The 21622-nt window shown below is 43.3% G+C and carries 24 protein-coding genes and 1 pseudogene; 13 read left to right on the forward strand and 12 right to left on the reverse strand.

The genetic code is table 11. The features are described from left to right. Positions 1 to 53 precede the first annotated feature (53 nt). From H6G32_RS21145 to H6G32_RS21175, 7 genes are all read left to right on the forward strand, one after another. Complete coding sequence (locus tag H6G32_RS21145; RefSeq protein WP_190461817.1) at positions 54 to 1190, forward strand: sensor domain-containing diguanylate cyclase; 1137 nt, start codon at positions 54 to 56, stop codon at positions 1188 to 1190. Positions 1191 to 1346: 156 nt separating this feature from the next. Then, entirely contained in the window at positions 1347 to 2015 is a 669-nt protein-coding gene (locus H6G32_RS21150; protein WP_190461819.1) for a 2OG-Fe dioxygenase family protein, read from the forward strand. 132 nt (positions 2016 to 2147) lie between these two features. After that, a complete protein-coding gene (locus H6G32_RS21155; protein WP_190461821.1) occupies positions 2148 to 3413 on the forward strand; it encodes a tetratricopeptide repeat protein in 1266 nt (421 codons plus the stop codon). A gap of 69 nt (positions 3414 to 3482) precedes the next feature. Next, positions 3483 to 4376 carry a serine/threonine protein kinase gene (locus tag H6G32_RS21160; protein ID WP_255502593.1) on the forward strand — a complete coding sequence of 298 codons (894 nt, stop codon included), beginning with the start codon at positions 3483 to 3485 and terminating at the stop codon, positions 4374 to 4376. A gap of 372 nt (positions 4377 to 4748) precedes the next feature. Beyond that, positions 4749 to 6416 (forward strand): serine/threonine protein kinase, encoded by a 1668-nt coding sequence (locus H6G32_RS21165; protein WP_190461823.1) that lies wholly within the window; start codon positions 4749 to 4751, stop codon positions 6414 to 6416. Between the two features lie 200 nt (positions 6417 to 6616). Next, the gene (locus H6G32_RS21170; protein ID WP_190461826.1) at positions 6617 to 6877 is read left to right on the forward strand and encodes a DUF2281 domain-containing protein; all 261 of its coding nucleotides are present in this window, start codon (positions 6617 to 6619) and stop codon (positions 6875 to 6877) included. Continuing rightward, positions 6874 to 7278, forward strand: a complete 405-nt coding sequence (locus H6G32_RS21175; protein ID WP_190461827.1) for a type II toxin-antitoxin system VapC family toxin — start codon at positions 6874 to 6876, stop codon at positions 7276 to 7278. Before H6G32_RS21170 ends, H6G32_RS21175 begins: the two co-directional genes overlap by 4 nt. Before the next feature lie 8 nt (positions 7279 to 7286). On the opposite strand, the gene mutS is transcribed toward H6G32_RS21175, so the two are convergent. From mutS to H6G32_RS21210, 8 genes are all read right to left on the reverse strand, one after another. After that, entirely contained in the window at positions 7287 to 9905 is a 2619-nt protein-coding gene (gene mutS / locus H6G32_RS21180; RefSeq protein WP_190461830.1) for a DNA mismatch repair protein MutS, read from the reverse strand. Between the two features lie 6 nt (positions 9906 to 9911). Next, on the reverse strand, positions 9912 to 10037 hold the full coding sequence (locus H6G32_RS27160) for a hypothetical protein (RefSeq protein WP_255502592.1): 126 nt from the start codon (positions 10035 to 10037) through the stop codon (positions 9912 to 9914). A gap of 40 nt (positions 10038 to 10077) precedes the next feature. Then, positions 10078 to 10602: a hypothetical protein gene (locus H6G32_RS21185; RefSeq protein WP_190461831.1), complete on the reverse strand. Its 525-nt coding sequence runs from the start codon at positions 10600 to 10602 to the stop codon at positions 10078 to 10080. Positions 10603 to 10610: 8 nt separating this feature from the next. Next, entirely contained in the window at positions 10611 to 11858 is a 1248-nt protein-coding gene (locus H6G32_RS21190) for an AAA family ATPase (RefSeq protein ID WP_190461833.1), read from the reverse strand. A gap of 108 nt (positions 11859 to 11966) precedes the next feature. After that, positions 11967 to 12137, reverse strand: coding sequence for an AAA family ATPase (locus H6G32_RS21195; protein ID WP_242046670.1), 171 nt, complete (start codon positions 12135 to 12137; stop codon positions 11967 to 11969). 87 nt (positions 12138 to 12224) lie between these two features. After that, positions 12225 to 13268 carry an AI-2E family transporter gene (locus tag H6G32_RS21200; protein ID WP_375539814.1) on the reverse strand — a complete coding sequence of 348 codons (1044 nt, stop codon included), beginning with the start codon at positions 13266 to 13268 and terminating at the stop codon, positions 12225 to 12227. Between the two features lie 258 nt (positions 13269 to 13526). Further along, complete coding sequence (locus H6G32_RS21205; protein WP_190461838.1) at positions 13527 to 13964, reverse strand: NUDIX hydrolase; 438 nt, start codon at positions 13962 to 13964, stop codon at positions 13527 to 13529. Then, on the reverse strand, positions 13964 to 14443 hold the full coding sequence (locus H6G32_RS21210) for a hypothetical protein (protein ID WP_190461840.1): 480 nt from the start codon (positions 14441 to 14443) through the stop codon (positions 13964 to 13966). The genes H6G32_RS21205 and H6G32_RS21210 overlap by 1 nt, the downstream gene beginning before the upstream one ends. Positions 14444 to 14663: 220 nt before the next feature. Between H6G32_RS21210 and folD the strand changes: the two genes are divergently transcribed. From folD to H6G32_RS21235, 5 genes are all read left to right on the forward strand, one after another. Next, entirely contained in the window at positions 14664 to 15542 is an 879-nt protein-coding gene (folD, locus tag H6G32_RS21215; protein ID WP_190461841.1) for a bifunctional methylenetetrahydrofolate dehydrogenase/methenyltetrahydrofolate cyclohydrolase FolD, read from the forward strand. A gap of 129 nt (positions 15543 to 15671) precedes the next feature. Further along, complete coding sequence (gene crtE, locus H6G32_RS21220) at positions 15672 to 16601, forward strand: geranylgeranyl diphosphate synthase CrtE (RefSeq protein ID WP_190461844.1); 930 nt, start codon at positions 15672 to 15674, stop codon at positions 16599 to 16601. 90 nt (positions 16602 to 16691) lie between these two features. Then, positions 16692 to 17147: a divergent PAP2 family protein gene (locus H6G32_RS21225; RefSeq protein WP_190461846.1), complete on the forward strand. Its 456-nt coding sequence runs from the start codon at positions 16692 to 16694 to the stop codon at positions 17145 to 17147. 286 nt (positions 17148 to 17433) lie between these two features. Further along, a complete protein-coding gene (locus H6G32_RS21230) occupies positions 17434 to 17667 on the forward strand; it encodes a hypothetical protein (RefSeq protein ID WP_190461848.1) in 234 nt (77 codons plus the stop codon). Then, on the forward strand, positions 17664 to 18011 hold the full coding sequence (locus H6G32_RS21235; protein ID WP_190461850.1) for a type II toxin-antitoxin system PemK/MazF family toxin: 348 nt from the start codon (positions 17664 to 17666) through the stop codon (positions 18009 to 18011). The genes H6G32_RS21230 and H6G32_RS21235 overlap by 4 nt, the downstream gene beginning before the upstream one ends. A 45-nt stretch (positions 18012 to 18056) precedes the next feature. On the opposite strand, the gene H6G32_RS21240 is transcribed toward H6G32_RS21235, so the two are convergent. From H6G32_RS21240 to H6G32_RS21255, 4 genes are all read right to left on the reverse strand, one after another. Further along, positions 18057 to 18719, reverse strand: coding sequence for a hypothetical protein (locus tag H6G32_RS21240; RefSeq protein ID WP_190461852.1), 663 nt, complete (start codon positions 18717 to 18719; stop codon positions 18057 to 18059). Positions 18720 to 18867: 148 nt separating this feature from the next. Beyond that, entirely contained in the window at positions 18868 to 19197 is a 330-nt protein-coding gene (locus H6G32_RS21245) for an MgPME-cyclase complex family protein (protein ID WP_190461854.1), read from the reverse strand. Between the two features lie 66 nt (positions 19198 to 19263). Then, positions 19264 to 19983, reverse strand: a complete 720-nt coding sequence (locus H6G32_RS21250; protein ID WP_190461856.1) for a SnoaL-like polyketide cyclase — start codon at positions 19981 to 19983, stop codon at positions 19264 to 19266. A gap of 113 nt (positions 19984 to 20096) precedes the next feature. Then, positions 20097 to 20822: a pyridoxine 5'-phosphate synthase gene (locus H6G32_RS21255; RefSeq protein ID WP_190461858.1), complete on the reverse strand. Its 726-nt coding sequence runs from the start codon at positions 20820 to 20822 to the stop codon at positions 20097 to 20099. 145 nt (positions 20823 to 20967) lie between these two features. Here H6G32_RS21255 and H6G32_RS21260 point away from each other — a divergent pair. Continuing rightward, positions 20968 to 21468 (forward strand): annotated as a pseudogene (locus H6G32_RS21260) (Uma2 family endonuclease); the annotation flags it as partial. Positions 21469 to 21622 lie beyond the last annotated feature (154 nt).

Below are 21622 nucleotides of genomic sequence, written 5' to 3' on the forward strand. Positions count from 1 at the left end.
TATAGTCCTAATTTTTAAAGGGAATATTAAATATATTGCTTTAGGGGGATGATATGAGCAAAGGAATCGACTCACCACTTTATTGCAAGCTGCTGGTGGATTCGCAAGATATTGGCATTCAGCACTATCTACAGGAAATGGAACGTCTGTTGCTAGCGCTTCAAGATTTGTCTTTAGCCCGCAGTTTGGAACGAATTATGGAAATTGTGCGGGTGGTGGCGCGGGAATTAACTGGGTCAGATGGTGCTAGTTTTGTACTGCGGGACAATGGTTATTGCTATTATGCCGATGAGAATGCGATCGCACCTTTGTGGAAAGGTCAACGATTTCCCATGGATATCTGCATCGGTGGCTGGGCAATGCTCAACCGTCAACCTGCCATTATTGATGATGTATTTGTTGATGAGCGGGTTCCCTATGCTGCCTACAAGCCCACCTTCGTTAACAGCATGGTGATGGTGCCCATCCGCACCCTAGACCCAATTGGCGCTATCGGCACTTATTGGGCAAAGCACCATCAACCGACAATGGAAGAAGTGAAGCTGTTGCAAGCGCTGGCTGATACCACAGCGGTGGCGATGGAGAATGTGCAGGTGTATTCTGAATTAGAGCAGAGAGTGTGCGATCGCACCGCTGCCTTAAACGCCGCCAACTTCCACCTAAAACAAGAAATTCACGAACGGGAAGCCGCCGAAGCCGAAGTCCGTCGTCTTTCCCTCACCGACGAACTGACCGGACTGCACAATCGGCGTGGCTTTTTCCTATTAGCTGACCAGCAGCTAAAGTTAGCCTATCGATCATATACCCTCACCAATCTGCTGTTTATCGACCTGGATGGACTCAAGACTATCAACGACACTCTAGGGCACGAAATCGGAGATGCAGCCATTGTTGCTGCTGCAAACTTGCTCAAGGAAACTTTCCGTAATTCTGACACCATGGCCCGACTGGGGGGTGATGAATTTGTAGTGCTGATGCAGGGTAATGACCCCAATTCTGAGGCAATACAGGAGCGACTGCAAGCCGCTATCGACCAATTTAACCAGACTCAGCAGCAGCCATTTCAGATGTCCATGAGTATTGGTGTTCAGTCCTATGACCCGAAAGAGCCGATTTCACTAGATGATTTGATTACTCTGGCTGATATCCAGATGTATCAACAAAAGCGAGCCAAGAGAGCCAACCGATAACTTTGTGATCTTATTTCCTTTTCTTCCTATATCATAGTTTGGTAACTTTTGCAGTTAAATAAGCGACATTTTTATAAAAATAGCTTATATTAGCTTTTATCAGCCTCCCTTAAAGAAAAATTTGGGAGGATTTCAAAATGCTAGGGGGTAAACTCTATGCAAAAAGTATCAGTTGCCACAGAATTAGAATATGCTTTTCTCTTCACCTTGAGAAAGGTAAATTCAATCAATTCCGCAGGATTTAAGCCATTTTTTAATGATTTGCCGATTGATCCTTATGTCAAAGGTAAATATCGCTTTAGAAGATTATCTCGGTTTATGGTGTCTGGAGATAATTTGATTAAATTACCTCATGGCTATCTTTTTCAAAGCAAAGACTATAATCCATTAGTGGGTGATATAAAACGAGAGTTTGCCGAATTAGATGATGCCATCATACAACTGGATATTTTTAAACATCTTGTTTTGGCATTTAGTGATTCTTGTAAACTTCACCCTGAAGCAGAAATCGGAGTTCACCAAATCAGAACTACCTGTTCACTAACTAATTTAGGAAATCCTGCACCTGAAGGCATTCACCAAGATGGTACTGATTTTATCGGGATTTTCTCTGTTGATAGAGATAATATTCAAGGTGGAGAAACACACTTATATAATGCCAAAAAAGAAAAGCCAGTTTTTAACAAAATCCTCCATCCGGGAGAACTGCTTTTAGTGAATGACCATGATTTTTTCCATTTTACCACTCCCATTAAACCGCAGACTGACGGACAGGGAATTAGAGATGTATTTGTTTTGACTTCTCCTAGCCTACTTTCAGATTAAGAATTTATAAGATATTCCTCACAAGATACCCGACTTCTCTAAGAAGTCGGGTATCTGACTCACTTTATGTTCACAAATCAAATAGGATTGCTATATATACCTTGTTTATAACTCATTTAGTAGGATGGCTATATGAATGACGAATTTTACAATCAGGGATTGGAAAAAGCTAAACAAAAAGATTATGCTGGGGCAATTGAGGACTTTAACCAGGCTTTACGGGTAAATCCTTACTTGGGCGCAGCTTATCTACAAAGAGGTTTGGCTTATTATAATTCAGGGGTAATTCTTCAGGCTGTTTCTGATTATACCGAAGCTTTAAAGCTGGATTCCCAAAATGTGGAAGCTTATTATTGTCGCGCTTTAGCAAGGGTGGGGCTGAAAAATCTGCCGGGGGCGCTGGAAGATGTGGATAAAGCCATTAAGCTAAATCTTAATTATGCAGCTGCTTATAGTTTGCGGGGCATAGTGCGGCGGAAAGAGGGATATATTCAAGATGCGATCGCTAATTTTAAAAAAGCCGCAGAATTATATCTAGAACAAAAGGATAAAGAAAATTGTCGCCTGTGTTTGGAAAATATTAAACAGCTACAACCACCAGAGAAAACAGCACCAACGCCAACAACAGCTACACCTGGAACTATTGGAACCACAGGGGATTATTTCACGCAATTATTAGACAAGGCTGAAAAGGGTGATACACGAGAAGCGATCGCTGATTTAAACTGGGTATTGCAAGCTGATCCCCAAGATGCCCAAGCTTATTGCTGTCGCGGGGTGGTGCGTTGCAAAATGGGGAATTATCGGGAGGCGATCGCCGATTTTAACCAAGCACTACAATTAAATTTTATCGATGGGATTGTCTATCGTAACCGCGGAAAAGCTCGTTCGCAGTTAGGTGATCATTTTGGGGCGATCGCAGATTTGAATCAAGCCATCCAGATTCAACCCCAAGATACCTTAGTCTATGTTGCCAGAGGGAACGTCTATCGGGCAATGGGGGACTATCTCCGGGCGATTCAAGACTACTCTCAAGCATTGCAAATTAAGGTTGATGATGCCCAAGCTTACTACAATCGCGGCATTGCCTATACTTTTTTAGAAGAACTGCAAAAGGCGATCGCTGATTTTCAAAAGGCAGCAAGTATATTTTGTCAACAAGAAGATTGGGATAATTACCAACAAGTATTAAATAGCCTCAACAAAATTCAGTCATCTAGCCCAGAGTCCACCAAAGCAACGTATAACACCCTACGTCAGCGATTATTGAGCATGGTGGGGGGACACTGGGAAATTGCCCAAAGACTAATTCAGCAGCAGCGGGAATTTAATCCGGGAATGTCTGAGGAGTGGTATGTGCAAAAAGTGATTTATGATTTACAGCGCGATCGCGGTTGATAGTTAGATTTTGTTCAAAATCTAGCTAATTCTGAATATGCTCCCCTAACACCACAAGAACGGGACAGACTGGAGTCGATGTTTTTGCAAGAAGCCGTGAAACTGGCTCGGTTTCGACATCCTCATATAGTGTCCGTCGAAGCACCATTTAAGCAAGATTCCCACTGGTGTCTAGCAATGGAATATATTGATGGCATCAGTTTAGGCGATCGCAATAAACAAGTGTTGTCTGAGTCACAAGCGCTGACATATATTCAGCAAATCGGTGAAGCGCTGATTCTGGTTCACGAAAATCAATTGATTCATCGAGATATCAGACCAGAAAATATTATGCTTAGAGTGCGGGATGGTAAGCCAGAAGCGGTTTTGATTGATTTTAGTTTAGCGCTGGATTTTGACCATACCCTCACCACAGCACGCACCAGAGAAACTTCTGAGGGATTTACCCCCCTAGAGTTATATTCCCAACAAGGTCAACCCACAGGAGCTTATACTGATATCTATTCCTTAGCGGCTACCCTCTACGTTTTGCTGACTGGAAAAATTCCTGTGAGTGCCATTAAGCGCAAACTAGATAAAAAACCTTTTGTAAATCCTAAAAAACTGAATTCGCAAATTAGCGATCGCACAAATCGCCAAATTCTTGAAGGAATGAAATTAGACGCGAAAAAACGTCCCCAATCTGTGCGCGAATGGCTAGATGCATTGGGATTAACCAGTGCAAATGCAGCACCAGATACTTCTCCCGCGAAATCAGAGCCAAAAATCAATTGGTCAGTAATTTGGACAGCCGCAGGGGTAATAGTTACACTTTTGGTAGGTATACCAGCCTGGATTGGTATATTCAAACCGTCTCCTGATAATCCCCCAGCGATAACACCTAGTCCAGCAGTTACCCAAAAACCGTCTCCTGATAATCCCCCAGCGATTACACCCAGTCCAGCAGTTACCCAAAAACCATAGTTAAAAGGGCGGTTAGAAACCGCGTCTACACAGGCAAAACCCACCTTCGTGGGTTTCAAACCCGCAATTTTTCCTTAGTTAAAAGGGCGGTTAGAAACCGCGTCTACACAGGCAAAACCCACCTTCGTGGGTTTCAAACCCGCAATTTTTCCTTAGTTAAAAGGGCGGTTGGAAACCGCATCTACACAGGCAAAACCCACCTCCGTGGGTTTCAAACCCTTAATTTTTCCTTAGTCCACGTTCGCGTAGCGTGCCGTAGGCATAGGTGGACTTCGTTTGTGTAGCCGCGAATTCCATTCGCCTTGGCTTAGGTTATTTAGGGTATGATTATAGCTACATCACCCTCATCAGTAAAATCACCAGAAAACATACATGGTCTGGGCAGCAGGGCAACAACTACAAAATGGTAAATATCGGATTGAGGAGGTCTTGGGACAGGGTTGTTTTGGCATTACCTACAAAGCGCTGCACCTCCGGCTATGGCAACAGGTAGTAATTAAAACCCCTAACGAATTTCTCAGCCGAGATCCAGATTATGACAAATATGTAGAGCGTTTTATCAATGAAGGACAGATATTAGCACGTCTGTCTCAAGACCCCCATCCCCATATTGTCGGAGTGATTGACCTGTTTCAGGAAGGTGAAATTCACTGTTTGGTGATGGATTACATCGCCGGGGAAAACTTATTTGGTATAGTCAAGCGCCAGGGAGCATTGCCAGAAGCAGAAGTTTTGGAATGTTTTCGCCAAATTGGGGAAGCATTGACAGTGGTACATCAAGCAGGGTTGGTGCATCGAGATGCTCACCCTGGAAATATTATGTTGCGGCCTAATGGCAAAGCAATATTAATTGATTTTGGGATTGCGGGTGAGTTGGTTCCTACTACAGTTAGCTCAATGAATCCTGGAAACCAGAGATTTGCGCCTTATGAGCAGATGAGTGGCGATCGCAATCCTACAGTTGATGTCTACTGTCTAACTGCTACTCTCTATTTTGCTGTCACTGGTCAAAAACCGCCTACTTCCTTAGACCGGAAGTTATATGCTGTTCGTCTAATTCCACCGAAGGAAATTTTTCCCAGCATCAGCGATAAGTTGAATCAAGCAATTCTCAAGGGGATGGCGTTGGAAGCGAAAAACCGTCCGCAGACTATGGAAGCGTTGCTGAAGTTGTTGGAGGTGTCGCAGGTAGTTAAGCCACCAATTCTGAAGCAAGCATGGCTCAAGCTACTGAAAGCTTTGCAGCCTGTCAAATCGCAGGTAGTTAAGCCACCGATTCCTTGGTTAGCGTTGACAGGATATATTCTGCTTTATGCTGGGATAGGTTTTTTGTTAGCAATGCCCAATAAACCGCCCGAACCACCAGCCATAGGTGGGGCTTTAGCTGTGATGATATCTTTCTCTCTAATTTGGTTTTTAACTAAGGAAACCTGGGCTGAAAAGGTGGCTGTATCAGTGAGTATGATTGTGGCTATCCTTGTTACAGTAGCTGTCGCTGTAGGTATGACAATGGCTGGTGATTGGGCTGGAGCCATATCTATCACTTCGGTTTTGTTTGGGGCTTGGGCTTGGGCTTGGGCTTGGGCTTGGTTTGGGGCTGGGGCTGGGGCTTGGGCTGGGACTTGGGCTGGGGCTGGGGCTGTGGGTGCGACTGTAGCGATGACTTGGGTTGGGGATGGGAATTGGGCTATAGCTATGGTTTTAGTAGGGGTTTTGAGTGTTGCTCTATTTTTGATACTTAACTCACAAGATGACAGAGTATTTAATAATTTATTTATTACTGGGGTTTTATTTGCGGGAGGTGCTTTGGTTGGGGCTGGAGGAGGGGCTTTGGTTGGTTCTAGAGGTGGGGCTTTGATTGGTTCTGGGGCTGGAGCTTCGGCTACGTCTATCATGTTTGTCGGATCTTTTACTATCACTGAAGTTGGAAAGAGATTGGATAAGCATTTCAGCAAGTTCAACACATTTATTACAATGGCTATAACTTCGGGAATCGGTTTAGTTTTAGGCTGGTTAGGACATTGGGTATTTTGGCGGTGACGCGCAATTCTCTACCAGCAACTACAGAAAATTTTCAATAGCCACTCCACGCTTCCACCTCAGAACCCGAAACTACTAGCTCAGAACTTGAAATTCCGAGCCTAAAGCTGGAAACTACTAGCCGAAGGGTGGAAATTACTAGTTCACAGGTAGACAATAGAGAAAGCTATTAATAAAATAATTGAGTCGGTAAAATAGTGATGAGCGCAGAAAATGAGTTGTTAGAAAAGTGGCGGGAATTACCAAAAGACAAACAGCAGGAAGTTATAGATTTTGTAGAATTTCTCCACTTTAAGACCATAGATCATCCACTAACCCAAAAAACGAAAACTCCGCTGGGAGAACGTTTGCGGCAACTTCGTACTAAAATAGTTGCTTCTGGTGCGCCTTTGCTAACTCAAGATGATATTGAAAAAGAAATTACTAGCCGTCGAGGTGGGTTACAGGAATTTACGGAATGAAGATAACCTTTATTGATGCTGGCGTACTAGTTACAGCGGCGCGTGGTGTAGGGGAAATGTCAGAAAAAGCATTATCTATTTTAGAAGATTCTGAACGTGAGTTTGCTGCCAGCGATTTTGTTAAATTAGAAGTGCTTCCCAAGGCCATTTATAACCGACAAACCACCGAAGCCGAATTTTACGAAGCTTTTTTTAGTGCTGTCACTTACTGGGCTAATGATTTAGAACAGATTGTGGAAGATGCCTATAAAATTGGTTGTCAGTATGGTTTAGCGGCAATGGACGCCCTGCATCTGGCGGCTGCATTGTCAGTTGGTGCAGAGGAATTTGTGACAACTGAGAAACAAACAAAACCTATGCACCGAGTTACAGGTATTCGAGTTATTTCAATTTTCAAATAATCAATTGACTATTCCAAATTTTGCAAACCCATGGCAATTTTACTGTGTTGTTCAATTTGTCCCATCACCTGTTTTGCCCGTTTAATTACCACCGCAGGTAAACCCGCCAACCTTCCCGCCTCAATACCGTAAGACTTATCAGCACCTCCTGGTTGAACTTGGTGCAAAAAGATAATTTGGTCAGGTAACTCCTTCACCGTCACTTGATAATTAGCCACATTTGGCAAAATACTCGCTAACTCATTTAACTCATGATAGTGCGTAGCAAAAATTGTCCGCGACCGAATATCAACCGCCAAATATTCTGCCACCGCCCAAGCGATAGACAAACCATCAAAAGTTGCCGTCCCCCGACCAATTTCATCTAACAACACCAACGACCGAGAAGTGGCATGATTAAGAATATTTGCCGTTTCATTCATTTCCACCATAAAAGTAGATTGACCAGTGGCTAAGTCATCTACCGCCCCCACACGAGTAAAAATGCGATCGCACACTCCCAAATTCGCCAACCGTGCCGGCACAAAACTACCAATTTGCGCCATCAACTGAATCAACCCCACCTGCCTTAAATAACAACTCTTACCACTCGCATTCGGCCCCGTCAAAATCACCAAATCAGGCTTCTCTTCCTCCTCCTTGGCGTCCTTGGCGTCTTCTCTTCGAGACGCTTCGCGAACGCGGTTCGTTTCTCCACCCAACCCCGTAGAATTCGGCACAAAAAACCCAGCAGGTAAAGACTGTTCCACCACCGGATGACGCCCATCAAAAATTGCAACCTCCCGCCCCACAACCATCTCCGGACGACAGTAACCTTGATGCACCGCCAACTCAGCCAAACCGCACAACACATCCGCCGCAGCCACCGCGCGAGAAAGATTGCGAATTATCTCTGCTTCCTGTGCCACCTCAGCCCGCAAAGTGGCAAAAATCTCATATTCCAACTCATTTAAATCATCCCGCGCCGAGAGAATTCGCGCTTCCCGTTCCTTCAAATCTGGGGTGATGAAACGTTCCTCATTAGTCAGAGTTTGCTTGCGAATGTAATTAGTCGGTACAGAGTCAGACTTACTCCGGTTAATACTAATGTAATAACCAAAAGTTTTATTAAATCCCACCTTCAAATTAGGAATTCCCGTTCTCGTTCTTTCATCAACTTCTAAATTAGCAATCCATTGCTGATCCCCTTCCACAGTCGCCTTTCTCTCATCCAACTGCGGATTGATTCCTGCACGAATTAACCCCCCTTCCTTGAGGTGTATGGGTGGTGATTCTACGATGTGGAGGTGTAACTTTTGTGCCAATTCTTCTAATACCGTTGGCACCTTCTGCAAAGCTTTCAAAAAAGGGGAATGGGCATCAGCGACTAAGCGGGATAGTTGCGGTAAACGGGCGAGAGAATCAGCTAAAGCTACCAAATCTCGTGCATTTGCAGTACCAGAACCCGCCCTTCCCGTTAACCGTTCCAAGTCGTAAATTTGCCGTAACAACTGGCGCAAATCTTGACGTAGGGGGGTATTTTCTATCAATTCCTGGATGGTATCTTGGCGGGAACGAATGCCTTTAATATCCAGGAGGGGTTGCAATAACCATCGCCGTAGAGCACGTCCACCCATGGCTGTGCTGGTTCTATCTAAAGCCCACAACAGAGAACCGTGAAAAGTGCTATCGCGGACGGTTTGGGTGATTTCTAGGTTACGGCGGGTTTGCTGGTCAACAATGAGAAAATCGGTAATGGTGTAGGTGCGTAAGGTTTGCAGAACAACTGTGTTTTCTTTTTGGGTGTCTTCCAGGTATTCTAGAAGACCTCCGGCGGCGCGAACAGCGAGGGGGAGATGTTCACAACCGAGTCCTTCTAGCGATCGCACTTTGAATTTTTGTAATAATCTAGGTCTAGCTTCTGCTTGGGAAAAAGGAATTTGCGATCGCAAGCTATAACAAAATGAAGGTGGTAAACATTGGGGAAGAGATGGCGAAGTTTCCCCCGGACGCAGTAAACTACCTAAATCCGGGGCGTTGGTGGGAAACAGCACCTCTGAAGGCTGCAACCGCATTAATTCCTGAGTCAGATGTTCTAAATCACTACCTTGACAGGTGAGATATTCCCCCGTGGAGATATCTGCATAGGCTAAACCCCAATGATTTGCGGCAATTACCACCGCCGCCAGGTAATTATTGCGACTTGCTTTCAGCATTCCCTCTTCTAGCAAAGTCCCTGGGGTGAGGATGCGCGTTACCTCACGCTTGACCAAACCGATAGCATCAGCGGAGTCTTCCACTTGGTCGCAAATCACCACAGCATAGCCTTTTTCCACCAACAGGGTTGTGTAGCGTTCCCATGCGTGGTGGGGTACACCTGTCATGGCGACGCGTCCAATTTCGCCGCCGTGTTTGCTGGTGAGAACCAGTTCTAGTTCTCTGGAGATAATTACAGCGTCTTGGAAAAATGTTTCAAAAAAGTCACCCACCCGATACAGCAGCAAATAATTAGGATATTTATCCTTCATTTCTACATAGTGCTGGTACATCTTACTCAGCTTGCTGCGGTCTACCATTTGGGTGTTGGTGTGAGGCGCACTAGGGTTATTGGGTTCCGTTGGTTGGGTTGCAGATGGGGAGGCGGTCATAGATGCTTAGGATGTTACACACGGAGAAACCACAATATCCTGATGATAGCGTTTTGTGGGTTCGTGGATGCGATCGCTCAAAGTTTTTTTTTCTGCGATCGCTGCGACGGGTGTAAAATTAGGAGGTGTCACGCTCCAGACGCTGAGGCGCAAAGAAAGAGAAGGAGAGAGATTATGTTTTTCTGCGACTACTGCGGCGAGTGAGTGGGGTTGGTTGGGGTGGTTCTTGAGATTTTAAGCCCTTATCATCAGTCAGAAATTCTACATGATAGCCTTTTTGGTGATAATGCCAACCTAATATCACAATACTGGCATCACCCATAGAAGTTTTTTCTACAGCTTGATTGGGAAATTTATCTGCTAATTTTTTCAATCCTTCTGCTTCCCAAAGTACAATTTGTTCACGAAAAGCAGCCCAAGGACTTTTTTCATCAGCAGCATAAATCATAATTTCGGCAAATCTTTCCGATGTTGTCCTTTTACTATCTGAATTTGTGGTTTTAGCTTGTGCAATATGATTACCTGTTTCAATAACTGTTGCTAATGGAAGTACTAAAGTTGTTCCTTTCTCAATTTCTGTGATAATTTTCTCATTAACAAGCTCAAAATCCCATTTATTATTACCAGCAGTTTCTTTACCTGGAACTTTTAACCAGACACACAATAAAGATGTATCTATTAATAAAACTTTTCTCATGTTTTAAATTACTCCCCATGAGAAAGGCTGCGTTCAATTGCGCCTTTAGTTGTCATCTCACCGACGGAATAAGATGCAAACAACTTGGGAAAATTATCAATATCTTCTAAAAGGGTAAGTTTACTTTCTCCGGTTTCTGAGTTGCGGTGTGCGACAACTACAAAGGGGACTATTTCGGGGCCTAATGCATCAAGCAAAGCTGGGTTATGGGTAGTTAGTAAAATATCAATTTTTCTTTTTGTGCCAATTTCTTTTAAAATTTTCACTAATAAAGCTGCACGGGAAGGATGTAAACCATTATCTATTTCTTCAATTACAATTTGACTACCTTCTGGGCGGGTGAGTAATGCGGTGAGTATTCCTAGAAATCGCAGGGTTCCATCTGACATAGTTCTAGCATCAATTTCTGTGATGTGTCCTGGTTCCCATTCTTCCTGACAATATAGCATGGCATCAGTACCAAATCTGCCTACTTTTTCCGCCCATACTTTTTTAATATCACCTTCTGGTAAATCTTTGATATATTCAGATAGAGTTGTTTCGGCTTCGGCTTTCTGTTCGTCGGGTAATGCTGCTAGTACACCTGCAATATTTGAAGCATCGCTTTCTAGGGTGTCAGAGAGACGTGAATAATCGCGCATTTTAGATGGGACTGGATTTAGAATTAAAATATTTTGAATTGTTGGCACTATTACATTATTAATTATATTTAGGCAATTTTCCTTAATTATTTTTGTTTGATACAATTCTTTCTCAGTCATCTTCTCAAAAAGATCCCAATTTCCCAAAAAATCCAGAGAAATTCCATTAAGAGTACTGCGATTAATCAAGCAACTTTTTAGAGACAATTTATTAGTTGACAACCCAAATTTAATAGGATAATATTCATTGTCTTTATTGTTGTATATAGTTATTTTTTCTGTTAAATTATTAATAGCTGGTTTTGTTTGTAATGTAATGTTGTAAAGGTAGTCTGTTTGATCATCTTCTCCTGAAACCAGTACCTTTATTGTAAACTCATTTTCACCCATTCTTGCAGCCCATTCTACGCCACCGCGAATAGGTGTAAGCATTTTATCTCCTGCTAAAGCTACTTCAATACTTTCTCCTCTAGCGAATCTTTGCAAAAATTCCAAGGCTTCAACTACATTAGACTTACCACTTGCATTAGTCCCAATGAGAACCGTTAACGGGTCTAGGGGAAGTTCTGCATAACGGAAGCTTTTCCAATTTTCTAGAATGAGTTGCTTAAGCATGACCAACTCCAAAATTTACTTTCACTAAATACACTTAATTAATATCAGGCGATTAGAAATCGCGGCTACACAAACAAAGTCCGCCTTCGCGGACTCAATAGATATAATTTATCTTGGTAATTCTCGTAAAATTGCAATTGCTTCAATTAAATTAGATTTACCAGATGTGTTAGCACCAATTAACACATTTAGCGGCTGCAATTCAATTTCTTCTCCCTCACTTCCATAAGAAAGAAAATTTTGTAATTTAATTTTCTGAATAAATCTTTTACCTTCCATCTTCTCCCCCTATTTAGCTACTCATCTAAATTTGACTAAACTCTTTAACCTCATCCAAAAAAACCTCCGCGTACCTCTGCGCTTACCTTAGCGAACCTCTGCGTTTAAACTTAAACCTTCAACCTCACTCACCACCTCAATAGATGCCGACTCCTGATTAAATTCCCCCGCCCGCAAAGTATCAGTTATATCCTTAATAAAACTGGCAATAGGAATAGCAATTAACAAACCTAAAACCCCGCCCAACTTCGCACCAATCAATAAAGAAATCACCACCCAAACAGGATTTAGACCAGTTAAATTACCCAGAAGACGCGGGGCAATAATATTAGAATTAACTTGGTCAATGGCTACTGCTACACCTAAAACTTCTACCCCTAGCCAAAAGTTTTGCAACGCTACCAACAGACTCACAATGGCAATTCCTATCCCCGTACCGAAGGGGAAAAGCGAGAATAAGCCAATCCCAATCCCAAAAAGCAGTGCTAAAGGAACTTGTAGCGCCAAAAACGCCAGTATAACCGTCACTCCCAACACAGCGCCCAATGTTGCCTGACCGATAAAATAATTATGAAAATCTTCTCGCAGTAATTCCCGGACTTTTGTGCCAATATGGGTAGGAAACCATTGATAAATGCCATCCCACAAGCGATCGCCATTTAATACCAGATAAATAGTCAGAACCACCGCCAGTAGCAGGTTGACAACAACACCGATGGTATCGAAAGCGAAACTGAGTATTTTACCAGTAAAAGACTGAAATTGACTAGATAATCGGTCTAAAAGTTGAGTAACTAAACCACTTAAATTCACAGGAAGCTGTTGTGTTGCTGCCCAATTTTGAAAAGCATCGAGTTGTTGGGAGCCAGATTCAATCCAACTCGGTAAAATATTAGCTAGCTCGTTAAGCTGCTCTATAATCAGGGGAACCAAGGTAATGCCTACAGCCGCTAAAATTACCACAGCCGACAGCAAAACTCCCCCAATAGCCAAATCACGCTGCACCCCACGTTGTTGAAGAAAGTGGATGGGATAGTTCAAGACAAAAGCGAGGAGGATGGCTGCGGCACAAATGCTTACCTGGGGTTGAAAGTACTGCACAACCTGGAGTAGTAGCCAACCGTTGAGAATGGCTACGGGAAATGCTAATCCGATACTTAACCATCGTGGTAGTTTGTTTGCTGATTGCATGATGGTGACTCCACTATAGTTATTAGTTGATTGCGACTTCTAGATACTGGATTAATGCAAACCCAGCATCAGCGATCAAAATAATTGTAGGTTGGGTTGAGGGATGGCGAAACGCCCCCTGGGAAGCAATAAGACAAAACCCCAGAAATGCTAAACACCGATTTTCAGCCCAACCTCTTTTTGCTACTAACCCAGCAATTAGGATTGATGGTGTTTCTCGATGAAATCCAGCATAATTTCCTGATGTATTACCCCCAATGGTCGCACTTCACCAGCCTTTGGCGAATAACAACTACCCCGGTGAATATCTTCTGGTGTCAATAAACCCATATCCCAGCCTTCATTGAGCACCAGTTGGTTTACTTCCACCAATAGGGGTGCTTGAAAAACATGGCGGAAAATATTGTTATCGGAATAACAGCCGAATTCAGAAAACGACGGTAAGTCGTAGCCTATTTCTTCGATAAGTTCCCGCTTGAGTGCCACATTTGGACTTTCACCCTTTTCGATGTGACCACCAAACAGTCCCCAGCAACCTGGGTAGGCAATACCAGGGACGTTGTCTCGCAGTTGCATGAGAAATTTGTTGTCTTGGTAGAGAATTGCGATCGCTACATACACCAGTTGATTATTCATTACTCTTCTTCTAGGTAAACTTCCCCAAATTCTTTGCCAGCTAAGGGGATACTTCTATAACGCACTTTACCTTTAAATACCACTTGCTGCCCCTCTTGGAGATTAGTTTGCTTGGTAACCACCCAAATTTTGCCAGTTGTGTCATCGATTTGATACAACTGTTCCTTGATTAGAGGAGCTTGCTTAGACACCTTACCTTGGATGTAGACTGTAGACTGATTGTCTTGTGGTGGTTTAATTGCCCGAATAGGCGTGACGTTAGTGCCAATTCCCAGTTTGCCACCACTTAAGCCAGAGTTACCACAACTACAAAGTCCCACCACCAGCAAAAAGGTCAATCCCAGGCGGTTCTTAACAAACTTCGACATCCAAAAGAACACTAGGGAAGAATTTATCGCTTGCTGCATAAAAGCTACAGGTTGAGCAAATTTTCGCATCATTGCTTGCCTTGTCGCCAGTTTTCTCAAGTCAGTTCCCATCCATACTATGTTGTGCTGGCCAAAAAAAAGTTTTGTCTTGATCCTTTATCCTTCAGTTGACGCAGCTAATCTGAGAAGATAAACAATATGGTCTTGCTGTTTAAGAAGCGCTACGGCAACAAAAGGCCAGGCGATCGCAGTCAACTCTCAAGGGTCAAGAGTTAATATATTCACTCTCAACTGCCGAAACGACTCAAGGCGAATATAGCTGGAAATTCTCATGGAAACACAAACTGCCAAACTACTTGATGGCAAAGCCTTAGCCGAAAAAATCTATCATCAACTTACTGTAGCCATTACAGAATCACAAGCCAAAATTGGCCGACCCCCAGGTTTAGCAGTGCTGATGGTTGGTGACAACCCAGCCTCAGCCGCTTATGTACGCAATAAAGAAAAAGCCTGCGCTAAAGTGGGTATTGCCTCTTTTGGCAAGCATTTTCCCACCAATACCAGCCTGGGGGAACTGGAAGAAGTGATTGCGGCACTCAACCACGACCCACGGGTAGATGGCATTTTGGTACAGTTACCCTTGCCTAAACACTTAGACGCTGTCACCCTCTTACATCAAATTCACCCCGACAAAGACGCCGATGGACTGCACCCGGTTAACTTGGGGCGATTAGTCCGGGGAGAAGCAGGTTTACGCAGTTGCACCCCCGCTGGTGTGATGCAGCTGTTGGCAGAATATAAAATTCCTCTGGTAGGAAAACAAGCAGTGGTGGTGGGACGCAGTATCTTGGTAGGTAAACCAATGGCGTTGATGTTATTGGCAGCTGATGCTACTGTTACCATTGCTCACTCGCGATCGCACAATTTAAAAGCCATCACCCAGAATGCTGATATTCTAATTGCAGCAGCAGGTCTTCCAGGATTGATTACTGCTGACATGGTGAAACCGGGTGCTGTTGTGGTAGATGTGGGAATGAATCGCGTCACCGATGCCAGTGGTAAAAGTCGTTTAGTCGGCGATGTCCACTTGGAAGCAATTGCTGATGTGGCAGCATTTCTCACCCCAGTTCCTGGCGGAGTTGGCCCCATGACTGTGGCCATGTTGTTGCAAAATACAGTTTCTAGCTATTTGCGAGCAGCAAGAGAATAAATTGCCATCGAACCTTCTTCCTTATTGATCATTGATGATTACTCACTCTTGGGTGAGAGTTTTTGAGCCACAGCGCCGTAAAATTGTGACTTATATGCAAAAAAAACCAAAAATTTCAGGAATTTTAGCATGGTAGCAACGGATAACCTTCAAAAGACGCCAGAGCAAGCCGGGTTAAACCTCGCTGCCTATCTCAAAGAGCGACAAAAGCTTTGTGATACTGCTTTGGAACAATCGATTCCCGTCGTTTATCCAGAAAAGATTTATGAAGCCATGCGCTACTCGCTATTAGCGGGAGGTAAGCGTATACGCCCTATTCTCTGCCTTGCTACCTGTGAAATGATGGGCGGCACCATCGACATGGCCATGCCAACAGCCTGTGCCTTGGAGATGATTCACACCATGTCTTTGATTCACGACGACCTGCCAGCGATGGATAACGACGATTACCGTCGCGGTAAGTTGACAAATCACAAGGTTTATGGTGAAGATATTGCAATTTTGGCTGGGGATGGCTTGTTGGCTTTCGCTTTTGAGTTTGTGGCTTTGGAAACGCCCCAAAATGTACCTAGAGAGCAAGTCTTGCAGGTAGTTGTCCGCCTCGGTAGAGCCTTGGGGGCTGCTGGCTTGGTCGGTGGTCAAGTGGTGGATTTAGAATCGGAAGGTAAGTCAGATATTTCCCTAGAAACCCTGAATTTCATTCATAACCACAAAACAGCCGCCTTATTAGAAGCTTGCGTGGTTTGTGGCGGAATTTTAGCCGGAGCATCATCTGAAGATATCCAACGGCTGACTCGTTACGCTCAAAATATTGGGCTGGCATTTCAAATTGTTGATGATATCCTGGATATCACTGCTACCCAAGAGCAATTAGGCAAAACCGCTGGTAAAGACTTAACAGCCAAGAAAGTAACCTATCCCAGCCTTTGGGGAATTGAGGAATCACGCTCTAGGGCTACACAGCTAGTTGAGGCAGCTTGTGCGGAATTAGCACCATTTGCAGAAAAAGCGGTTCCTCTCCAGGCGATCGCTCACTTTATCATCAATCGCAATCATTAGTCCAATTTTGAATTTTGGACTTTGGGTTGCATCTAAAATGGTTCCTCAAACAACACCGTCGCTAATATTTATTAACCTAACCAAAATACCATGCAGGACATAGGCGACATCCTAGAGAACCGGGTACTGCTGGTTGCTCTGGTAGCTTGTTTCATTGCTCAAGGATTGAAACTCGTAATTGAAATAGTCAAAAATCGCAAACTGAATGTACGTGTTTTAGTCACCACCGGCGGGATGCCTAGCGCCCACTCAGCCCTGGTGACAGCCCTTGCAGCTGGTGTGGGGCAAACTATTGGTTGGGCCTCTCCTGACTTTGCTCTGGCTACGGTTTTTGCCATCATCGTCATGTACGATGCCGCTGGTGTTCGTCAAGCCGCCGGAAAACAAGCTCGTATCCTCAACCAAATGATTGATGAATTGTTTGATGAAAAGCATGAATTTAGCCAAGACCGCCTCAAGGAATTGCTCGGACATACACCAGTTCAAGTAATAGCTGGGTCGGCTTTGGGTGTAACTATTTATTGGTTAGCTAGGTCGGCTTATTAGTCATTCTTTGTCTGTTTTGACTAAACACCTTGATTGAAATTCTACGAACTTAGTTAAGCATCGCGCACATTGCCTCAGATGCTTTATTTCGCATTTCAGAATTGGGTTGAATTCTGTGCCACATAGACCATTCGTAGGGACACAGCAATGCTGTGTCCCTAATGCGTATTACATCCAAGGGAGAACCGCTAACGTTATCGCAATTTGTCGCCGCTTACCACAGGTATCGCACCAAAAGACAACAGTACAATAGTTAACAAGTCTTATTCACAGCAGAATCACAGCTATGACTCAGTTACTTGAACAAGCGATCGCACGAGTAAAGCAACTTACGGGACTTGAGCAAGATAGAATTGCTACTTTAATTCTACAAGAACTAGAAAATCCTTTAGTCCAGCAAAACCTATCTATCATTGACGAAAGTGATAGCTGGACGGAACAAGACCAACTTGAACTAGCTTCCTTATCCTTACAGTATGCTGCTGACCTATTTCCAGAAAGTGAGGAAATAACAGAGTGACATTTAATCCTGGTGATGTTGTGACAGTTGATTTTCCGGGTGTCGCTGGTATTAAACGCCGTCCGGCTGTAGTTTTGTCATCCGCTATTTATCACGCAAACCGTCCTGATGTGATAATTGGATTAATTACAACTCAAACAACAGCATTAGGACTTACTGACTACATACTTCAAGATTGGTCAGCAGCCGGTTTGCGAATTGCGTCTGTTTTCCGCAGTTTTATTGTTACCCTTCCACCTTCAGCCAATGCGGTTTTGATTGGTCATTTATCAGAACGTGATTGGCTGGGCGCTTGTGCCTGTGTCAAAATATCTCTTGCTGAGTTAGATAAACCTCAGCCATAGCGAATAGGGAAAGGCAAAAAGTGCTATTTAGTAGAGATGACAAAACTACTTTAAAGACACAGTTGAACGCAGCAACATCACTTTACGACTATCTACTAAAAGGGCAAAAAAACCGCGCTCATTCAGCTTTTGCAATGTGTTGTATGCTTCTTTTTGGTTAGTTGTATAAACTGCCAACAAGTAAGGGCGTTGTCCATAGGAAGCAAAACCCACATTACCTTCCACCACCTGTTGCACAGTATTTGCCAGTTCTGGACGGTTGAAATAGTCCACCAGCACTGCATAACCCTCTCCTAAAGCTTGGGGACGATAGCTAATTGTCTGAGATGTTGTTGTTGGTGCTATTGCTGTTACTGGCGCTGTTGGTTTAGTGGTAATAATCGCCGACAACCCAACAATATTGTTAACATACCTCGCCCAACGATTGGCATCATCAATTTTTTTAAATCCGCCGATGCGCGTCACAGTTTCGTTGAGATATTTGCAGTTTATAGGTTTAAGTTCAGGTGGTAAGGCGCTACGCAACTGCTTTTGATTATCTGCTGTGGGGCTGACAACCAATAAAACATACTCCCCAGGGGTTGGAGGTTGACAACTGGGAATAGCTTGTTGGGCAAAGACAGGACTGATGCCACCAATCAAAGGGGCGATTGCTAACGCTAAAGTACTTGGTAAAGTTGGAAATCTTTGCACAAACGTTATACACATAAATTCTATTTTTTTAAGAGATTCATAAAAATATCTTTTGTTCCCCTCATCATAGATGGGGAGTTGGGGAAAATTTAAACTATATTTTTCTCTACTTCCCCATCCCTCAACTCTACTTTGTGGGCGATACTTAGAACCTAATAGTATATTAGGAAACGGTAGCTAGAGATGCCAAGGCATCAGGGATTGTTTCCGAGGGAGCCTGAAATTCCCCAGTGATTACATATTCTAGTCGCAGTTTTAGCCAAGTAATAAATTGGGAATTGGTGGAAATAATTGCCACAGAGTGTTTTGGAGACTTGGCCTTTACCTCTGCCAACTGGGGAGCTTCCAAAAAGGCTGGTTGCTTAACCAACCAAAAATCAATCTGTTTTTCTTGTTCGTGGTAGTGACGAGTGCGTTCCTTTAGCACTTCCTGAATTGGTTCTTCATGGAGGAGAAATTGTTGACTAGCCAAAACGTAATAGTATGTTTGCATCTTCGTCCTGTGGTTGGTTAATGAATAATTTATAGGGTACAGTACTGCATCCTGTACCCCGAAGAACTAACTTTTCTTGAATCCCTTGAACCAAGAACTGAAGGGACAAGCATTACTTTGGTGTTCACCCAATACCTGTTTACCACCTGCCGTCAGCTTATCTAAGAACAGGGTGTTATCAAAGTAGTGTTCCAAGGAAACAATCTTTAAGTCGTCGGTAACGCGGGCAATACTCATACCAATAATTTCCACTGTTTCTCCAGTCGGTGCATGGTCTTTGTATGCACCCTGAAAATGTCCCCAGTGCCGCCATTTGAATGTTACATTGGGTGGGCCTGAATAAACTTCTAGCACTTCCCAAGGAAATCCTTGAGGAAATGTGGACTGAAAGATTTTTGCTGATGATTCAAAGTTTTCTTCAGAAGCTTTGTAATGTTCTGAGTCAGCCATGAATAAATTGTAAGTACCTTGGGCTGATACATCTGCTGCTGTATATTCTACTCCACCGTTGGTACTAACACGAAATTTGTCATTGACAACTGACAACCACTGCTGCGGGTTGGTTTTGAAGGACACCTCCATCTCGAAGGTTCTCACCAAGTTTTGGACGATCGCCTCTAGTGTACCTTCTAGGTGATTCTGTGTGCTTTCTTGGGCGAGATTTTCTTTAGAGCGGGTATAATCTGGGGGTGTCTGATAGCGCCATTGGGCATCACTACTTTCTGCAATCACCTGATCCCGATCCTGTACCCAAAGGGGAAGGTTGTTAGACTGTGTTGAGGTCATAGAAGGAGTTTTAGATTCAAGATGTAACTCTAAGTTTTGAGGATTTCGCAGCTAATACCCCCCTAGGATCAATTAAAAATTAAAAATGAAGCAAAATTTTTAATTCTTAATTTTTAATGGGAGCGAAGCAACATGGCTTGTTTCATCTCTCGGACTGCTCGTTCTATACCTACTAATGCTGCTCGACTGATGATGGTATGGCCGATATTTAGTTCTTCCATGCCTGGAAGTGCAGCCACAGGATAAACATTCCAATAGGTGAGTCCATGACCAGCATTGACGCGCAATCCAGCTTTTATGGCTTGTGTACAGCCTTCAGCTAATATCGCTAATTCTTGCTGGCGTTTTGTTTCATTTTTAGCTTCTGCATATTGCCCAGTGTGCAGTTCGATAAATTTCGCCTGGACATTGACAGATGCTTGAATTTGTGCTGGTTCGGCGTCGATAAATAGACTCACAGGAATGCCAGCGCTCTGCAATTTATCGACTATCTCCCCTATTCTAGCAATTTGCCCGACGATATCTAAACCGCCTTCTGTGGTGACTTCTTGCCGTTTTTCGGGTACTAAAGTTACATAATCGGGTTTGATGTCGAGTGCGATCGCTAACATTTCATCTGTAGCCGCCATTTCTAGATTGAGATGCGATCGCACCGTTTCCCGTAAAATACGTACATCCCTGTCTTGAATATGTCTTCTATCTTCCCGTAAATGTACTGTAATTCCATCTGCACCCCCTAATTCTGCCAGCACCGCCGCCGCTATAGGGTCAGGTTCCACCGTCTGCCGCGCTTGCCGGATGGTAGCGATATGGTCAATATTTACACCTAATGTAGGCACGCCTGGTTTCTCCAAATCCACAGTCCTTAGACCTTAATTTTACCGGAAATACGGGTTAGGAGGTGTGTGTAAATTCGATTTTAAGTTTTGGTCATATTATTAAAGAAAGAGAATAATAATTGCCAAACCAAATTTCTGAGGCGATATGCTTTTAGAACTGCAACAAATTATCGTCAAACCAGGTCAACAAATGTTACTTAAAGATATTAGTTGGCAGCAGTTAGAAAATATTCTAGAAGAAATGGGAGAAAAGCGTGCAGCGCGTATTTCTTATAGTCACGGCTGGTTAGAGATTATGGTTCCCCTACCCGAACACGAAAAAGATAAAGAGTTTCTTGGTGATTTAGTTAAAATTTTATTAGACCAACTCCAAATTGATTTTGAACCTTTAGGTTCTACAACTTTAAAAAATGAACGAATGAGGCAAGCAGTAGAACCAGATGCTTGTTTTTATATTCAAAATCAAGCCGTTGTAATTGGCAAAAATCATATTTACTTAAATATAGACCCACCACCAGATTTAGCTATCGAAATTGATATTACCTCCCGTACTCAATTTGATAACTATCAGCTTTTGGGAGTTCCTGAACTTTGGCGATATAAACAAAAAGGTTTAGAAATTTTCTTGCTACAACAGGGAAAATATAGGAATAATATTTGATTTTTGAAAAAAAATAAGAGATAATACGGAGAGAGCATACAAGTCTAAAACAGAACAATGATAAAGCAGTATTTAGAACAAGAGATACCTGCGGTGGGTGGAGTCATCGGCGAACTACAGGAATTTATAGCTCAAAATC

Origin of the sequence: Cylindrospermum sp. FACHB-282 (genome assembly GCF_014697195.1) — a bacterium.
Classification (GTDB): Bacteria; Cyanobacteriota; Cyanobacteriia; order Cyanobacteriales; family Nostocaceae; genus Cylindrospermum.

Excerpts from the sequence above, each read along its gene's own strand:
- H6G32_RS21145 (WP_190461817.1), top strand. The coding sequence starts at position 54 with ATGAGCAAAGGAATCGACTCACCACTTTATTGCAAGCTGCTGGTGGAT.
- H6G32_RS21150 (WP_190461819.1), top strand. The coding sequence starts at position 1,347 with ATGCAAAAAGTATCAGTTGCCACAGAATTAGAATATGCTTTTCTCTTC.
- H6G32_RS21155 (WP_190461821.1), top strand. The coding sequence starts at position 2,148 with ATGAATGACGAATTTTACAATCAGGGATTGGAAAAAGCTAAACAAAAA.
- H6G32_RS21165 (WP_190461823.1), top strand. The coding sequence starts at position 4,749 with ATGGTCTGGGCAGCAGGGCAACAACTACAAAATGGTAAATATCGGATT.
- H6G32_RS21170 (WP_190461826.1), top strand. The coding sequence starts at position 6,617 with ATGAGCGCAGAAAATGAGTTGTTAGAAAAGTGGCGGGAATTACCAAAA.
- H6G32_RS21175 (WP_190461827.1), top strand. The coding sequence starts at position 6,874 with ATGAAGATAACCTTTATTGATGCTGGCGTACTAGTTACAGCGGCGCGT.
- mutS (WP_190461830.1), bottom strand. The coding sequence starts at position 9,905 with ATGACCGCCTCCCCATCTGCAACCCAACCAACGGAACCCAATAACCCT.
- H6G32_RS21185 (WP_190461831.1), bottom strand. The coding sequence starts at position 10,602 with ATGAGAAAAGTTTTATTAATAGATACATCTTTATTGTGTGTCTGGTTA.
- H6G32_RS21190 (WP_190461833.1), bottom strand. The coding sequence starts at position 11,858 with ATGCTTAAGCAACTCATTCTAGAAAATTGGAAAAGCTTCCGTTATGCA.
- H6G32_RS21195 (WP_242046670.1), bottom strand. The coding sequence starts at position 12,137 with ATGGAAGGTAAAAGATTTATTCAGAAAATTAAATTACAAAATTTTCTT.
- H6G32_RS21205 (WP_190461838.1), bottom strand. The coding sequence starts at position 13,964 with ATGAATAATCAACTGGTGTATGTAGCGATCGCAATTCTCTACCAAGAC.
- H6G32_RS21210 (WP_190461840.1), bottom strand. The coding sequence starts at position 14,443 with ATGGGAACTGACTTGAGAAAACTGGCGACAAGGCAAGCAATGATGCGA.
- folD (WP_190461841.1), top strand. The coding sequence starts at position 14,664 with ATGGAAACACAAACTGCCAAACTACTTGATGGCAAAGCCTTAGCCGAA.
- crtE (WP_190461844.1), top strand. The coding sequence starts at position 15,672 with ATGGTAGCAACGGATAACCTTCAAAAGACGCCAGAGCAAGCCGGGTTA.
- H6G32_RS21225 (WP_190461846.1), top strand. The coding sequence starts at position 16,692 with ATGCAGGACATAGGCGACATCCTAGAGAACCGGGTACTGCTGGTTGCT.
- H6G32_RS21230 (WP_190461848.1), top strand. The coding sequence starts at position 17,434 with ATGACTCAGTTACTTGAACAAGCGATCGCACGAGTAAAGCAACTTACG.
- H6G32_RS21240 (WP_190461852.1), bottom strand. The coding sequence starts at position 18,719 with ATGTGTATAACGTTTGTGCAAAGATTTCCAACTTTACCAAGTACTTTA.
- H6G32_RS21245 (WP_190461854.1), bottom strand. The coding sequence starts at position 19,197 with ATGCAAACATACTATTACGTTTTGGCTAGTCAACAATTTCTCCTCCAT.
- H6G32_RS21250 (WP_190461856.1), bottom strand. The coding sequence starts at position 19,983 with ATGACCTCAACACAGTCTAACAACCTTCCCCTTTGGGTACAGGATCGG.